This is a genomic window from Methylobacterium sp. Leaf112 (genome assembly GCF_001423295.1).
GTDB lineage: Bacteria > Pseudomonadota > Alphaproteobacteria > Rhizobiales > Beijerinckiaceae > Methylobacterium.
In genome coordinates this window covers 84,051-98,369 of record NZ_LMNG01000002.1, presented here as the reverse complement: position 1 = coordinate 98,369, position 14,319 = coordinate 84,051, and the positions used below count along the sequence as shown (strand labels likewise).

Sequence of the window (14,319 nt, the reverse complement as noted above, 5' to 3'; positions counted from 1 at the left end):
CGCTCAAGCTGGCGCGCCGCTGAATCCGTGCTGCCGCGGGCAAAGTCAGCGCCCGGATCGCTCTATGCTCGGGCGACAGCAATCCAAGACGAACCACACCAAGAAGCACCGGATCCGCATGCTCTTTCCGACGGACGATGCCAGTCACCCCCTCGCCGAGCGCTTTCGTTCTTTCATTCGCGATGTGTCGTTCCCATGCGTTGGCGCAAAGTCCGCCCTCGCGCGCAGTCAGCTCAAGATTCTCGTTGCGCGCGATATTACGGCACACGCAGACGACTTGCGGATCTATACGGCAGTGCTTGCCTTCATTTGTCGCTATCGCGCCCGGCCCGACCAGTTTCAGAGCTTCGCGGTGCTTTTCGAACAGCCGGCATCCCTCACTGAAGTGGCCTTCGAGCGTTTTCTCTGGACGCGGGCCCAAGCGTTGTCGAACCAGGACAGCGGCTTGGGGCACGCCTACGATTCCCGCGTCAGCCCCGATCCGGAGGATCCGCACTTCTCTCTCAGCCTCGGGGGAGAAGCGTTTTTCATCCTTGGTTTGAATCCACGGGCGAGCCGGCCGGCGCGACGTTTCGAGCGGCCGGCACTCGTCTTCAACTTGCACGACCAGTTCGAGCGCCTCCGGACCGACGGTCGCTACGAAGGTCTGCGCGACGCCATCCTTCAGCGCGACATCGCGCTTGCAGGTTCGGTCAACCCGATGCTGGCGCGGCACGGTGAACGTTCGGAAGCCTGCCAATACAGCGGGCGTCACGTCCAGGAGACCTGGGCCTGTCCGTTCACGCGTCAGCCGGAGACCCGTCCACGGCCGGATGCTCAGGACGGGATACGCATCGTGGAGGATCTACGGAGCGGTGCCTTCGCGGTCTGACGCCGCCTTCCGAAACGAATCCGATTGTCGCACAGGGAGACGAGCGAGATGAACCCGATACGGCGTGAGACGGAGGACGCGCTCGTCGGCCTGATCCAGGCGGTGCGGGCAACGGGTTACGCTTTCACTACGGTGACGCCGGCGAGCCATGCCCGTGTCAACGCGCGCCCGGGCGCAGACTGGGCACGCGATCTCGGCGACGTCCTCGGCTGGAGCCGCCCGTTCCGCGAGGGGATCGTGCCGCCGGATCTCCTCGGCGCCATGTACCGGGCGGGTGTGATCGAGACCGTGGAGGGGCGCGCGCGCGCGACCATCCGGGTCTCGAGCCTCGATGGGGAACTCTTCCTGCACTCGGCCTACCCGCCAAACGCCACCGATGCGGTCTTCTTCGGGCCCGATACCACGCGCTTCGTCTCTGCGGTGATCATGCATCTCTCCGAGCGTGACCAGCCTATTCACCGCGCCGCCGATATCGGCGCGGGGTCCGGGGCTGCGGGCATCGCCATCGCGAAGCGCGCACCGGGCGCCGAGGTGGTCCTGGTCGACATCAACCCGGCCGCCCTGTGCGCCGGCCGGATCAATGCCAGGGCGGCCGGTGTCGGCGGCATCGTACCCCGGCAGAGCAATCTGCTACGGGAGATCGAGGGTCGGTTCGACCTCATCGTCTCCAACCCGCCGTTCATGATCGACCGGAGCGGGCGCACCTATCGCCACGGCGGCGGTGCCTTCGGCGAAGGCTTGTCCCTGGCCGTGGTCGAGGCTGCCGCCGAACGCCTCGCCCCCGGCGGCAGCCTCGTGCTGTTCACCGGATCCGTCATCGTGGGCGGCACCGATGGTTTCCGCGACGCTGCGCTGGATCTCTGTGAACGGGCCGGTCTGCAGGCCCAGTACCGCGAATTCGATCCGGATGCCTACGGCGAGGAACTCGACGACCCGGCCTATGCGGAAGCGGACCGCATCGCCCTGGTGGTGCTCACGGCGACCCGTCCCGCGTGACGTCCTGACGTCCAACGAAAATTCCGAAAGATCCGCTTCATGACAGAGACCGTGGTCGACGTGTCGATGGCCCAAGCTGATGTGTTGTCGAACATCCTGCAGGGATTGTCCGAAGCGCAGAAGCGCCTCCCAGGTAAACTCCTCTGGGACGAGAACGGCTCGGATCTGTTCGAGCGGATCTGCGCGAGCGCCGATTACTATCCGACCCGTACCGAAATTGCTCTTCTGACTCAGGTTTCGGCCGAAATTGCTCCATCGATCGGCTCCTGTGTCACGATCGTCGAGTTCGGCAGTGGAGCGAGCCGCAAGATCCGTACGCTGCTCGACGCCCTTGATCGGCCGGCGCGCTACATCGCCCTCGATATCTCGGGGGATTACCTCGACGCCGCCATCGCGGGTCTCGCGCCGTCCTATCCCGGCGTCCACATGATCCCGGTGCACGCCGATTACACGACGCCGGTGCAGGTGCCCGTCGATCTCTCCGGGACCACGGTGCTGGGGTTCTTCCCCGGAACGAGCATCGGCAATTTCCTGCCCGACGATGCGAAGCGGTTTCTCGAGCGGGCCCGCGCCACCCTCGGACCGAGCCGTTTCCTCGTGGGGGCCGATCCGACGCGCGACGTTGCGAGCCTGATGCGCGCCTATGGGAACGCCGACGGCCTGATGCCGGCATTTCACATCAACCTTCTGACGCGCCTGAACCGCGAGTTCGATGCCGATCTCGACAGCGACAATTTCCACCACACGGTGCAGGTGCACCACGATCCGTTTCGGGTCGAAGCGCACCTCGTGGCGCGCACGAGCGCGATCTACCGTCTCGGCGGCACCGCGATTCGATTTCGGGCCGGCGAGAGCATCCTGACGGACGTCTCTTACAAGTATTCACCGGACGAGTTCCAAGCCCTCGCGAGGGAAGCGGGATGGTATCCGGAGCGGGTATGGCTCGATCCGCAAGGCTTGTTCAGCCTCCATCTGCTCCAGACCTGATGGCGGACGGTAGACTTCCGCCAATGCATGTCAGGGTGCGTCAATGACGATCGATCGAAGTGACCTCGCGGACTTTCCGACCTCGGCAGCGATTCTGTTCGGACTCGGTATCGGCGGATTTTTCGACGGGATCGTGCTGCACCAGGTCTTGCAATGGCACCACATGCTCACGAGCGCCGGGTACCCGCCCGACAGTGTGGAGAATCTTCAAATAAACACCCTGTGGGATGGGCTGTTTCACGCAAGCACCTACCTGTTCGTCCTCGGGGGGCTCGTCGTTTTGTGGCGCCACGCACGCCGGAACCACCTGCGCTGGTCGGGCTGGCTGCTGCCGGGTGGCATCCTGATGGGCTTCGGACTCTTCAATCTCGCGGAGGGCACGATCAACCATCACCTTCTGGGCCTGCACCACGTCAACGAGACGGTTCCACGTGCACAGTGGATCTATTGGGATCTGGGTTTCCTGATCTGGGGCGGTGCCATGCTGATCGGTGGTTGGATCATGCTGCGATGTGGTCGAATGCGCACGTGATCGCTGCGCGGTCGGTCGGAGACATATCGGCCATACCGTGAAGCCCAACGATGTCCGGCGAGGCATCAACGGAGGGAACTGACCGAGATCGGTCGAGTGTTCGCCCGCAATCGCACCGATGCACAGAACAACCGTGTGGTTCTGACGCCAGCACGGTTGGTCCGGGCGCGCGTACGAAACAAATAGGCGTCCGCTCGCTCTACCGCCCACCGCCGCTGCCGCCACCGGCACTTCCGTTCGGAATCGCCCGCTCGGGGAGGCTCGCATTCCCGCCTGCTGCCGAATCCGTGGTCACCGTGTCGGCTCCCGTCGGGCCCCGCGAGATCACCAAGTCGATGTCGTTGCCGGTGGTGTTCGGTTGTTGCTGCACGATGGTTCCGGGTGGGAGCGTGTCCCCGCGCCCGATCGGAGTCTGCGCCAGGGCCAATGATCCGGTGGCGGTCAAAAAGCAGAGTGCAGCATAGGCCGAAGTTTTAGATTTCATTGCACGCTCCTGTGGTCGGATCGATTTGAGGTAAGACAGCTATTCGAGGTTGGCTGCTGTCCGGGAAGTCATCGGCACCATTCGGGCCGGTAAGTCGACCAAAGCCTCGATCTTCTCGGAAGATGACCGGGTGTCACGCCGCCTTAAAGGCGAGTGGGGTGCGGCGCGTACGAATGAGCGTCTAAATGATCGGTTTGCCACCCGTCACCGCGACCGTGGCGCCTGAGACGTAGCTCGCTTCGGAACTCGCCAGCATCACGTAGACCGGTGCGAGTTCGCAGGGCTGCCCCGGACGTTTCATTGGTACTTGCGAGCCGAAGCTGCGGACCTTTTCCTCGGGCATCGTCGCCGGGATGAGCGGTGTCCAGATCGGGCCCGGCGCGACGCAATTCACCCGAATCTCGCACTCCGCCAGCATCTGAGCGAGTCCGCCGGTGAAGTTCTGAATGGCGCCCTTCGTGGTGGCGTATGCGAGCAAGTGGGGGCTCGGCGAGTCGGCATTGACCGACGTGGTGTTGATGATAGCGCTGCCCGGTTTCATATACGGGAGCGCAGCCTTCACAAGGTAGAACATTGCGTGAATGTTCGTTGCGAAGGTGATTTCCCACTCAGCGTCGGAGATCTCTTCCGGGTTCGCGAAGGTTTTCTGGTGAGCGGCATTGTTGACCAGAACATCGACTCGCCCGAACTCCACCACGGCCCTGTCGACGATGGCGCGGCAATAGCTGGAATCCTTCACATCCCCCGCCATCCGGATCGCCTTGCGGCCTGCGGACTGGACCAGGCGGCACGTTTCCGCAGCGTCGTCGTGCTCGTCGTAATAACTCACGAGTACGTCCGCCCCTTCGCGTGCATAGGCCAGGGCCACGGCGCGGCCTATTCCACTATCGGCGCCGGTGATGATCGTGCTCCGGCCCGCGAGGCGTCCCGAGCCCTTGTAATGCGCCTCGCCGTAATCAGGTTTCGGATCCATATCCACATCGCGCCCCGGCGGTGTGAGGGGGCGCTGATTCTCGAACGGCGGCTTTGGGAATTGCGTCATGGCGAACGAGGTTTCCTTGCCGAATTTTTCTGTCGAACAAGTTCACTTGCAGAACTGACCCTGGAGCCGTCGACCCGGGAGACCGCGTGTCGACCGAGGCCGCATCGTGGATGCGACCTCACCGGTGACGGGTATGCGGGGAACGGGGATGGCGAAGCGACCTCGAGAAGACCCGAGCGGCTCCGACACCGCCGGTTCGGAACGCCTCAAATCAGGCGATCTGTTCCTTTTGCGCGCCGCTGTCGGGGCGTGCGGGCCCCAGAACCGGCTCTTCGCCCATGGGTACGTTCTGCACCACGTTGTAGGTTCCCTTGCCGTCCAGCGACGGACCGCTCGTCCAACGGCCTTCCGGCGGCACCGTGCCGTCCGCGGCCGTTCCGAAGAAGCTATAGCTGAACTTCTCGTGCTCCTTGCTTTGCGGGAAGCTGTTGGGGATCGGCAGGGCGCCCTCGTGGCCCCCCAATTCTTCGACGACGGCGAGCCATTGTTGCTGGTGCATCGTGTCGCGCGCGATGAGGAAGCTCCACATGTCGCGCATTCCAGGGTCGTTCGTGGCGTTGAACAGGCGGACGGCCAATGTCCGCCCCGTCGCCTCCGCCGCCACGTTACAGTACATGTCGGCGGCGAGATTCCCGCTGGCATAGATGTGTGACATGTCGAACGGAGCGCCGTCACAATTGGCCGGAAACGCAGCCATCCCCGTGGACAGCAGATGTCGGTGCAGCATTCCCTCGACGAGATGCCGGGGGTTCTCACCACCCATGACGGCGCCCACCACGGCGTCCGCCACACCGGCTTCCTGAACCTTCGTCGGGGCCGTCTCCAGATTCATCGCGACGGCGGTCGCCAGCATCTCGATGTGGCCGATCTCTTCGGTCGCGGTGTGAAGAAGCATGTCGCGATACTTCGTTGTCGGTCCCCGTGCGCCCCAACCCTGGAAGAAGTACTGCATGCAGACGCGGATCTCACCTTCGATGCCGCCGATCGCCTGTTGCAGCATACGCGCGTAAACCGGATCGGGTGAATCGACCTTGACGGGATATTGGAGACGCTTGTCGTGATAGTACATGGTTTAAGCCACCTCAATGCATCGCCGCCCCATGCTTGCGGCCCGGGACGGCATGGATGGTGAACCGCGGTCCCACCGCACGGCATGCGCGGCAGGAGAGGACTTGGAGGTGTGGGCCGAGTCCAACGCCGTGAAACGGAACTGGACTTGACTCATGCCTCCTTATAGAAACGGACGTGGCCGACTCGAATACAGGACCAGGAAGGCAGATCTCGCGCTTTAGCCTGCCGACCCGTGTCCTGATGTGACTTCAGCGGTCAGGAACCACGACCGCCGTGGCTCGCCTCGCCGCCTTTTTTGCCGGCCTCCGAAGCCCGCTCGCGGTCGTTGGCAAAGTTGCCACCGCTGGCCTGTCCGCCCTTGTGGCCAGCCTCCGAAGCCCGCTCAGGGTCGTTGGCGAAGTTGCCGCCACTGGCTTGTCCGCCCTTGTGCCCGGCTTCCGAGGCACGTTCCCGATCTTCGGCGAAGTTGCCGGATCCACCGCGATGCTCGGACTGACCCTGATTGCCGTTGGATTGTGTCATCTCACCCTCCTGATTGTTTGGTAGATGAGATCCAGGAACTCCAGACTTAAAAACAATGTTCCAAGAAAAATCGTGGTATCGAACCAAAAATATGTCGATATAATCTATGATAAAGCGAGATAACTCAGGATAAGCCGATGATAGATGCTGGTTTTATCCGCAGGCTTGCGACGGCGTGCCCCTCCGAACAGATCGCGAGCCCAGGATGGGGTTTTGGGACCCGCGAGGCCCACCGCAGCTCGACAACCGGCGGTCAGGCATGCGCTCGGTCAGCGCAGTCCACAAAGATTCCGGTCCGATGGAGCTGCTGCATTCCGAGGTAAGGGGCGCCTGCCATGTCTGCAGACCGGGCGCGCCTTGATTTCCCGCTGGCCCCATCTGGACCGATGTCGCATGCATCGCTCGACGCGCTATCTCCGCGTCAGGGATCGGCGGTCCGGACCGATGTCTGTGGTATCGCCGAGGAGTCTGCGTCCGGACCCGATGACTTGCAATGCGTCTCGGCTGGAGCACTCCCGCCGGGCGACGGCCTCGAGGTCTCGCAGGTAGATGATCACAGGTTCGCGAATGGTGTCGGTGCGGCCGATCACGGGCTCGACTTTAGCCGTGACATGCGTGATAACCGTATCCCAGAATTCCGGGGTTTTCGCGCGATTTCTTGGCATGAGGTACGACTCCTCCGATCGACACCGACACGTGTCGGACATCGAAAGGAAAGCTTCATCAACATAGGTTTCAGGTGGTGTGCGATTCTCGTTGTGCACCTTCGATCCGCTGGGCCGTTCATGGGGCCTGCATCCCTGCGAGGGGGCTTGCATGTTGCAGGTGGGCCTGGAGGTGCGCCTGGGTCGGACTAGGCACTCGGGACAAGGTCGGCGTCGTGTGGGCTTAGGATCTGTTCACGTCCGGTTGTCGACACCTCGGGCACGAGGATGAGCCGTCGAAGGTTCACGCCATGCGAGGATTCCATGAGCAGCGATGACGGGGACGACTGGTCTCCTTCCCCGGACGGCAATCTGGCGGGTCGTTGGTCCGAGCCTGAAGCGCACCCGATCGCGCTTCCACACCGAAGCCGGAACGTCTTGGGCATGATGCGTTCCGTCATCCGGCGTACGGTCGAGTCGAGTGAGACGCTCGAAGACTTCGCCCTGCATATCGAAGGTCGCCTCGACGCGCTCACCCGTACGCAGTCGGCGATCGATTGCGCGTCGGATGGAGGCGTGGACCTTGCCACCCTTCTGGCGACGGAGTTCATGGCCGGCCAAGCCCGTGAAGACGATCAGGTTTCCCTCGATGGGCCATCGGTTCGGCTGGCACCAAGGGCCGCGATGAGCCTGGGATTGGCATTCCAGGAACTGACTACGAACGCGATCAAGTACGGAGCCCTGTCGGCCCGGGGCGGCCACGTATCCGTGACATGGCGCCTGAAACTATCCCACGATGCGCATTGGCTCGCGGTCACGTGGCAGGAGCGCGGCGGTCCGAGGATCGCGGCGGCACCGCTCGTCACTGGCTTCGGTACCGAGATGCTGAACCGTACGCTCGCGGATGAACTCCAGGCCGAGACGATACTGAGCTATGATGCGGACGGTCTGCGCTGTAGCCTCAACTTGCCCTTCACCGATCACGCCTTCGCGCGCGAGACGTGAGATGTGATTCGCTGAGCAAGGCGTCGACGACGGCGGCTCGCCCGATAGGCACGTTCGTGAAGAAAAAGAGGGTTCCGATCCGTCGTGGCCTGCGACGGCACGATGCGATCGCTGCTCGGTGATGTCCAATCCAGATTTCACAACGTGCCGGCTATAGATGTTTCAGTATAGTCTAGTGCCGAACGACCAATAGAGCACTGCGTGACGATGGTTCGGTGCTCTACCGAGGTTCGAGCTTTAATCCATCAATCTTATGTGAAATCTACCGCGGAACGAATCCCTGAGATTTGTTTTGGATCGTTTGCCTACGCGCTTCCCGGTTGAGGTCCAGGATCGGGCGAACTCATGACACGAGTGAGGTGCCCGTCCCGATGCTGCGTGTTCTACTGTGGTTCGGGCTCGCCCGAATATCAAGAATTTATATTTCCATCTGGATGACGAATATTTGATCCATCTGATATAAACATCGACGAGGTTTATACAAATGTCACTCAATGGTAATCAGTACGGCTCGGCGGAAAAGAGAAAATCGAAAAACTTGCTGTTAATCCTGGGAATTTTGGTGGTACTGATCGCCGTCGTTTTCTTGGCACTCTACTTGTTCGGACAGCGCTTCGGCGTTCCAGTCTGAGCATGCCCCATCGGATCGGCAGGAAGGATTTCAGCTTCATGGGGTCGAAGTCGCAAGGACGACGGATTCGCGTGACCATCCTATCGAGCCTCTGCATCCTATCCTTGACGTGGCTCCCAGCACGCGCGAATCCTTCGATGGCTGGCGCGATGACGCAGAAGTCGGATTGGCGGGAAAAGTGCGAGCGACGTGCCCAGCAGAATGGGATGCGGCACAAACTAAGGGCGCCGTTCGTCACGCAGTGTATCGCAGGATATCGCATCAACGCGGGCAAAGATCTTCAATCGAAGAAACAGAAATTCTAGTCACCTCCGGTCGGTCGATGCCTCGTCATTGAGAAGAAAGCGCGCGCCGCGGAGCCGAAAGAGAGCTTCGGTATGGTCGTATCCCTGGAGGGCGAGTGAGCGCGGTCGATCTGGGTTCGAATTCGCGCCCCGGGTATTTCATCGGAAGCTCGGCGCCACAGCCCTGTCACTTCGGCAGCCTCCTCGCCATTCCCGGCAATGTACGTGTAGCCGCGACGCTGGGCAGCACGCATCCCGAAAGGCCGAGCGCTCGGGGTTGACCGACCGCGAGACCCATGGCTTCTACGGGCGCTGGCACCCCCAGACTCCGTAGCTCAGCTGGATAGAGCAGCCGCCTTCTAAGCGGCAGGTCGTTGGTTCGAGCCCAACCGGGGTCGCCAGTTTCTGCCGCACCAACTCTTCGAATCTCGGAGTGTTTCGATACCGCCGACCCGGACCCCCGGCGTTCGCCCGTCGCTCAGGCGGATCCGACCCGGTACTGGCGCGGCGGGGCCGTGCCGTTCACCGCGAAGTCGCCGACCGTGCGGTCGCGGTAGATCCGGGGATTGTGCGAGGCGATGGTGCGGGCGTTGCGCCAATGCCGATCCAGGCCATGGCCACCCTTCACCGCCGAAGCGCCGAGGGCGTCGAACAGCGTCGTGGTGGCTTCCAGCACGAGGTTGGTGACCACGCTGACGGCCTGGTTGACCTCGACATCCGCGATGGCCGCAGTGGACTCGGCGGATCGACCGGTGCGATGCACCGCATAGGTCCGTTCCAGGGACTCGGCCGCCTTGAGGACGATGGCGCCGGCGGCGTAGGCCGCGCCGCGCACGCGACCGACCACCTGCTGCACCTGAGGGTCGTCACCCGAACGGCTGCCGTTGCCGTGGCTGTAGACGCGCTGGCGCTCCGCCACGAGACGCGTGACGTCGAGGGCCGCCGAGCGACCGATCCCCGCGAGGGTCGCGAGATGGACGAGTTGGAAGAACGCCATGGCGTAGGGGAAGCGTTCCGGATCGGGCTTGATCAGCTCCGGCCCGAGGCCGACGTTCGTGAACACCGCCGTGCCGCTGGCCGTCAGCGCCTGTCCGAACCCGTCCCAGTCGTCGAGGATCTCGACACCGGGTGCGCGCACGGGGACCGCCGCCACCATGGCGACGCCGGCCTCGTCCTGCGCCGAGACGTGGATCCAGTCGGCGAAGAGCGAGCCGGTGGTGTAGAACTTCCGGCCGTCGAGGCGCCATTGCGCTCCGTCCGGCCGCAACACCGTGTCGAACTGCCCGACCTTGGCCTCGCCGGTCTCGGAGACGCCGCTGCCCACGGTCTCGCGGTCACCGATCCGGCCGATCCAACGGGCCCGCCACGCATCCGACGACGAGCACAGCATGTCCTCGGTGAAGCCAAAATGCGCCCGCAGGGCGTTGGTCACGTTGGGATCGGCCTGAGACAGCTCGATGAGCAGATTGAACAGCTCGGGCAGACTCGCGTCGAAACCACCCGCGTCGCGTGCCAGCCGGAGGGTGGTGAAGCCGGCCTGCTTCAGCCAGCCGATCTCCTCATGGGGCAGCGTACGCTCCCGGTCGCGGGTCACGGCGGTGGCGCGGATCCGCGCGAACACCGGCCGGAAGCCCGCGGCGAGATCCTCGTAACGTGCGCTCGGCCCCGCGCCCCATCCCGCATCTGTTTGTATCATCGATCATTCCCATCTCGGCGAAGGCGCGGAATCGAGGGCACCCGGCAAGGCTCTGCCCAACCCGATGTCACGCCGCATCGCCTTGGAGTCGGCAATCCGCAGTGTCGAAGCAAGTCTCAAATGGCAGGATCATTGTATTTGAAAGATGACTGTCAGTCTTGGTGTCTACAGAGACCAGCTGTTTTCAAGTGGGGTATCGCGTGAAAGATCATGCTCCGGCGTTCTGCGACGGCCGGGCGGATCCCCGGGCCGTTCAGCGCAGGCGCGGTAGGATCGTCTCGGCGAACCGGCGCATCTCCGCCTCGAACGGTTGGAACTGGAGCATGAACAGGTCGATGCCGGCTGCGTGAAAGGCGGACAGGCGTTCCGCGATCCGACCGTAGCTGCCCACCAGCCCCGCGGCGGTGCCACCGTTGGTGCCGACATGGCGGACGGGTCCGTCGGGCTGGGCGAGACCGGGCTTGGCGAACATCACGGCGGCCGGGTCCGTCCGCGCGCGGGTGTCGGCCCGGATGGCGGCGTCGCGTTCGGCGAGTGCGATGAGCCGCGCATGCTCGGCCTCGGCCTCGTCGTCCGTGTCGCGGGCGATGACGAAAGCCGAGAGGCCGTAGCGCAGGGGACCATTGGCGGCCGGGCGCCGGGCGACGTCGGCGATCAGCGCCGCGACCTCTTCCAGGGGCTGGCCGTTGATGAACCAGACATCGCCGTGATCGGCCACCAGGGCGCGGGCCGGTTCGGATTCCCCGCCGACATAGAGGGTTGGCCGGCGGCCACCGGTGCCGGCGGGCCGCAACTGGTAATCCTTCACCCTGAAATGTTCGCCCGTGAACCGGACCCGTTCGCCCCGCATGAGCCGGTCGACGAGGCCGATCCATTCCCGGCCATAGGCGTAGCGTGCGTCGTGAGCCGGAAACGGCAGGCCGGCCCGCTCGAACTCGGCCTTGTTCCAAGCATTGACGAGGTTGAGCGCGAAGCGTCCCTCGCTGATCCGGTCGATGCCCAGCGCCGCCTTCGCGAGTACCACCGGATGGACGAGGCCCGGCTTGATCGCCGCGATGATCTCGATCCGGTGCGTCAGGGCGGCCAGCGCCGCCGATGCGCTCCAGGCATCGAGCTGGTCGCGCGCCTCGTCGTAGGGGTTCATGGTGTGCTGGGCGACGAGCACGGAATCGAATCCGAGGGTTTCGGCCTCCAGCACCAGGGCGCGGGTGCGTGCCCAGCTCGCGTCGTCGGGCTCCTCGGGATCGTGGTGGGCGGCGCGCGATCCGTGCACGGGCGCCCAGACGCCGAAGCGTGGGGAAGCGGCGGCCATGCTCAACCCCGGCTCGCGGCGGGTCGCCAGATCCGCACGGCGGTGGCGTCGATCTTCCGGGGGATCAGGCCGGCCTCTTGGAAGGTGTCGGCGATGGTCTGCTGCTCGGACAGGGCGGCCCTCTCCACGGGCTGGATGGCGTAGCTGCGCCGTTCGTTGACCGTGGCGACGATGTCGGGCGGCAGGTCGCCCCAGACGGGGCCGAGAAGCGCGACGGCGTCCTTCGGGTTGGCCTTGACCCATCGCCCGGCCTCCACGAGGGCATCGAACACGATTCCCACCACCTCCGGGTGCGCGGCGGCGAAGCTGTCGTTGACGAGAAAGTAGCGGTTGTAGCTCGACAGGCCGGTCGCGTCGGCAAGCACCCGTACGGGGCGTTTGGCCTGGGCGATGGCGAGGAACGGGTCCCAGATCGCCCAGGCGTCGAGGCTGCCCCGGGCGAACGCGGCGGCCCCGTCGGGCGCCTCGAGATAGGCCGGCGTGATGTCGGAGAACCGCAGGCCTTCGCGCTTGAGGGCGGCGGCGAGGATGAAGTGGCAGCCCGAGCCGCGCGAGACGCCCACCGTCTTGCCCTTGAGGTCCGCCACCGAGCGGATCGGGGATTCATCGGGCACGATGATCGCCTCGGCGCGGGGCGAGCCCGCCTCCATGGCGTAGAAGGTCAGGGGCGCGCCAGCCGATTGCGTGAAAACCGGAATCGCGTCGGCGACATCGGCGTGGAGGTCGACGGCGCCGCTGTTCATGGGCTCGATCACGCCGGTGAACTGGTGCCAACTCGGCGCAAAACCCTTCGCGGCCAGGCGCTCGACCAGGGTGCCCTTGAGCTTGAGCACGGTCAGCAGGGTCGATGAGCGCTGGAAGCTGAGGCGGACCGGCTTGTCTGCGCCGAGCGCCGGGCGTCCACCCGTGGGACCGAGGGCCAGGGCGGCTCCGGCGCCGCCGAGGAGGCCGCGCCGCGTCCAGGGGGCGGAAGTTGTCATGGATCGTATCCTTGGGCTCGTTCCCGGAGCGTTTGCCCGGAGGACGGAGGTTGGCTATCGGACGGGACGGAGCCGTTGCGGCCGCGGCGTGGAGCCCTTCGGAAGCGGGCCCGCGGCGATCGAGCGCCCGAAGGTGTGGTGGCCGAGGAGGGCCGCGGCGCCGGCCAGCAGGGCCGGGTCCGGAGGTGCCCCAGCAGGTCCGGACGGATCCGGCAGCATCGCGTGCAGGATGCGGATGAGGCGTCCGGTCATGCCGCCCCCGTCGGCAACAGGTCGCCGTAATGGCGCGCGGCCACATCCGGATGCGAGCGCAGACGGCCCTTGAGGGTGTTGCGGCCGACCTCGTGGAAGAGCGGGTTGTCGGGATCGCCCACTGGGCCCCGTGCCTTGTCCGCGAGGGAAGGCGGAAGAGTCAGGAGCGGCACGACGGCGTCGTGACGTGCGCCGAGGAAGAACGCCACGGAGAGCCGGTCGCGCCCGGCCGGTGGCGTCACCACCCGGTGTACCGTGGCGCGCAGGTAACCGTCGGAGGCGAGCTCCAGCAGCTCGCCGACATTGACGACGAACCGGCCCTCCCGCGGCTCCACGGAAATCCAGCCCTCCGGCCCTTCGACCTCGAGCCCGCTCTGCCCGTCCTGAACCAGGAGGGTGAGGAGCCCGCTGTCCTTGTGGGCGCCCACGCCCTGGTCGCCCTCGGTGCCGTCGCGGCCGGGGTAGCGGATGATCTTGATGTGCTGGTTCGGGGCGCCGGCGTAGATCGGCTCGAACGCGTCCTCGGGTTGGCCCAGCGCCTCGGCGAAGGCGCGCAGAACCCGGATGCCGACCCGCGTCACCGCCTCCTGCCAGCGCAGCAGGCCGACCCGCAGCTCCGGCAGGCCGGCGGGCCAGAGGTTGGGGCCCTGAAGCCGCGTCCAGGCCGGATCGCCCGCACGCCGCGGCAGGGCGGGACGCTCGGCGCCGATGTCGAACTGCTCGCGCCAGTCCGGGGTGCCGCGGGTGATCTCGCGCCCGGCTTCCGTGTAGCCGCGAAAGTGCGGCGAGCGGATCATGGCCACCGCTCGCTTCTCGGAAAGCGACAGGGCGAAGAAGCGTCGCGCCAGGGCCTGGGTCTCGGCAATCTGCGCCGGGGAAATGCCATGCCCGGACAGGGTGAAGAAGCCGACGTCCCGGGCCGCCTGCCGCAGGGCGGCGAGGAAGGCAGCCCGTTCGGAGGGTCCTTCGTCGAGGCGGCGCAGGTCGAAGTCTGGAACTCCGGCCATGGG

14 protein-coding genes and 1 tRNA gene are annotated in these 14,319 nt (G+C 64.9%); 6 read left to right on the top strand and 9 right to left on the bottom strand.

Annotation, left to right across the window (positions count from 1 at the left end):
* Positions 1 to 118: 118 nt before the first annotated feature.
* The 4 genes from gntA to ASF52_RS02795 are packed head-to-tail and all read left to right on the top strand — an operon-like array spanning position 119 to position 3,386.
* Entirely contained in the window at positions 119 to 871 is a 753-nt protein-coding gene (gene gntA, locus ASF52_RS02810) for a guanitoxin biosynthesis heme-dependent pre-guanitoxin N-hydroxylase GntA (protein WP_056167347.1), read from the top strand.
* 48 nt (positions 872 to 919) lie between these two features.
* Positions 920 to 1,867 (top strand): methyltransferase, encoded by a 948-nt coding sequence (locus ASF52_RS02805; RefSeq protein ID WP_056167250.1) that lies wholly within the window; start codon positions 920 to 922, stop codon positions 1,865 to 1,867.
* 39 nt (positions 1,868 to 1,906) lie between these two features.
* Positions 1,907 to 2,854 carry an L-histidine N(alpha)-methyltransferase gene (egtD, locus tag ASF52_RS02800; RefSeq protein ID WP_056167247.1) on the top strand — a complete coding sequence of 316 codons (948 nt, stop codon included), beginning with the start codon at positions 1,907 to 1,909 and terminating at the stop codon, positions 2,852 to 2,854.
* 43 nt (positions 2,855 to 2,897) lie between these two features.
* Positions 2,898 to 3,386 carry a DUF2243 domain-containing protein gene (locus tag ASF52_RS02795; protein ID WP_056167244.1) on the top strand — a complete coding sequence of 163 codons (489 nt, stop codon included), beginning with the start codon at positions 2,898 to 2,900 and terminating at the stop codon, positions 3,384 to 3,386.
* A 199-nt stretch (positions 3,387 to 3,585) separates the two neighbouring features.
* Here the strand turns inward: ASF52_RS02795 and ASF52_RS23680 are convergent, their stop codons facing one another.
* The 4 genes from ASF52_RS23680 to ASF52_RS21820 all read right to left on the bottom strand — a co-directional run bounded on the left by ASF52_RS23680 (position 3,586) and on the right by ASF52_RS21820 (position 6,505).
* Complete coding sequence (locus ASF52_RS23680) at positions 3,586 to 3,870, bottom strand: hypothetical protein (protein ID WP_443136644.1); 285 nt, start codon at positions 3,868 to 3,870, stop codon at positions 3,586 to 3,588.
* A 181-nt stretch (positions 3,871 to 4,051) separates the two neighbouring features.
* Positions 4,052 to 4,912, bottom strand: a complete 861-nt coding sequence (locus ASF52_RS02790; RefSeq protein WP_056167242.1) for an SDR family oxidoreductase — start codon at positions 4,910 to 4,912, stop codon at positions 4,052 to 4,054.
* 211 nt (positions 4,913 to 5,123) lie between these two features.
* A complete protein-coding gene (locus tag ASF52_RS02785) occupies positions 5,124 to 5,981 on the bottom strand; it encodes a manganese catalase family protein (RefSeq protein WP_056167237.1) in 858 nt (285 codons plus the stop codon).
* 257 nt (positions 5,982 to 6,238) lie between these two features.
* Positions 6,239 to 6,505 carry a general stress protein gene (locus ASF52_RS21820; protein ID WP_056267398.1) on the bottom strand — a complete coding sequence of 89 codons (267 nt, stop codon included), beginning with the start codon at positions 6,503 to 6,505 and terminating at the stop codon, positions 6,239 to 6,241.
* A 968-nt stretch (positions 6,506 to 7,473) separates the two neighbouring features.
* On the opposite strand from ASF52_RS21820, the gene ASF52_RS02775 reads away from it, so the two are divergent.
* Positions 7,474 to 8,154 (top strand): sensor histidine kinase, encoded by a 681-nt coding sequence (locus tag ASF52_RS02775; protein WP_162238656.1) that lies wholly within the window; start codon positions 7,474 to 7,476, stop codon positions 8,152 to 8,154.
* A 1,239-nt stretch (positions 8,155 to 9,393) separates the two neighbouring features.
* Positions 9,394 to 9,470 (top strand) — tRNA-Arg (locus tag ASF52_RS02770).
* Positions 9,471 to 9,547: 77 nt separating this feature from the next.
* Here the strand turns inward: ASF52_RS02770 and ASF52_RS02765 are convergent.
* From ASF52_RS02765 to ASF52_RS02745, 5 genes are all read right to left on the bottom strand, one after another.
* The gene (locus ASF52_RS02765; RefSeq protein WP_056167229.1) at positions 9,548 to 10,765 is read right to left on the bottom strand and encodes a monooxygenase; all 1,218 of its coding nucleotides are present in this window, start codon (positions 10,763 to 10,765) and stop codon (positions 9,548 to 9,550) included.
* 253 nt (positions 10,766 to 11,018) lie between these two features.
* Positions 11,019 to 12,077, bottom strand: coding sequence for an LLM class flavin-dependent oxidoreductase (locus ASF52_RS02760; RefSeq protein WP_056167228.1), 1,059 nt, complete (start codon positions 12,075 to 12,077; stop codon positions 11,019 to 11,021).
* 2 nt (positions 12,078 to 12,079) lie between these two features.
* On the bottom strand, positions 12,080 to 13,057 hold the full coding sequence (locus ASF52_RS02755; RefSeq protein ID WP_056167225.1) for an aliphatic sulfonate ABC transporter substrate-binding protein: 978 nt from the start codon (positions 13,055 to 13,057) through the stop codon (positions 12,080 to 12,082).
* Between the two features lie 54 nt (positions 13,058 to 13,111).
* Complete coding sequence (locus tag ASF52_RS02750; protein ID WP_056167222.1) at positions 13,112 to 13,309, bottom strand: hypothetical protein; 198 nt, start codon at positions 13,307 to 13,309, stop codon at positions 13,112 to 13,114.
* Complete coding sequence (locus ASF52_RS02745) at positions 13,306 to 14,316, bottom strand: isopenicillin N synthase family dioxygenase (protein WP_056167219.1); 1,011 nt, start codon at positions 14,314 to 14,316, stop codon at positions 13,306 to 13,308. Before ASF52_RS02745 ends, ASF52_RS02750 begins: the two co-directional genes overlap by 4 nt.
* Positions 14,317 to 14,319: the final 3 nt, after the last annotated feature.

Bases quoted from the DNA above. Each gene is read 5' to 3' on its own strand.
- ASF52_RS02760 (WP_056167228.1), bottom strand. From the start codon at position 12,077: ATGGCCGCCGCTTCCCCACGCTTCGGCGTCTGGGCGCCCGTGCACGGA.
- ASF52_RS02790 (WP_056167242.1), bottom strand. From the start codon at position 4,912: ATGACGCAATTCCCAAAGCCGCCGTTCGAGAATCAGCGCCCCCTCACA.
- ASF52_RS02805 (WP_056167250.1), top strand. From the start codon at position 920: ATGAACCCGATACGGCGTGAGACGGAGGACGCGCTCGTCGGCCTGATC.
- ASF52_RS02745 (WP_056167219.1), bottom strand. From the start codon at position 14,316: ATGGCCGGAGTTCCAGACTTCGACCTGCGCCGCCTCGACGAAGGACCC.
- ASF52_RS21820 (WP_056267398.1), bottom strand. From the start codon at position 6,505: ATGACACAATCCAACGGCAATCAGGGTCAGTCCGAGCATCGCGGTGGA.
- gntA (WP_056167347.1), top strand. From the start codon at position 119: ATGCTCTTTCCGACGGACGATGCCAGTCACCCCCTCGCCGAGCGCTTT.
- ASF52_RS02775 (WP_162238656.1), top strand. From the start codon at position 7,474: ATGAGCAGCGATGACGGGGACGACTGGTCTCCTTCCCCGGACGGCAAT.
- ASF52_RS02750 (WP_056167222.1), bottom strand. From the start codon at position 13,309: ATGACCGGACGCCTCATCCGCATCCTGCACGCGATGCTGCCGGATCCG.
- ASF52_RS02765 (WP_056167229.1), bottom strand. From the start codon at position 10,765: ATGATACAAACAGATGCGGGATGGGGCGCGGGGCCGAGCGCACGTTAC.
- ASF52_RS02795 (WP_056167244.1), top strand. From the start codon at position 2,898: ATGACGATCGATCGAAGTGACCTCGCGGACTTTCCGACCTCGGCAGCG.
- egtD (WP_056167247.1), top strand. From the start codon at position 1,907: ATGACAGAGACCGTGGTCGACGTGTCGATGGCCCAAGCTGATGTGTTG.
- ASF52_RS02755 (WP_056167225.1), bottom strand. From the start codon at position 13,057: ATGACAACTTCCGCCCCCTGGACGCGGCGCGGCCTCCTCGGCGGCGCC.
- ASF52_RS23680 (WP_443136644.1), bottom strand. From the start codon at position 3,870: ATGAAATCTAAAACTTCGGCCTATGCTGCACTCTGCTTTTTGACCGCC.
- ASF52_RS02785 (WP_056167237.1), bottom strand. From the start codon at position 5,981: ATGTACTATCACGACAAGCGTCTCCAATATCCCGTCAAGGTCGATTCA.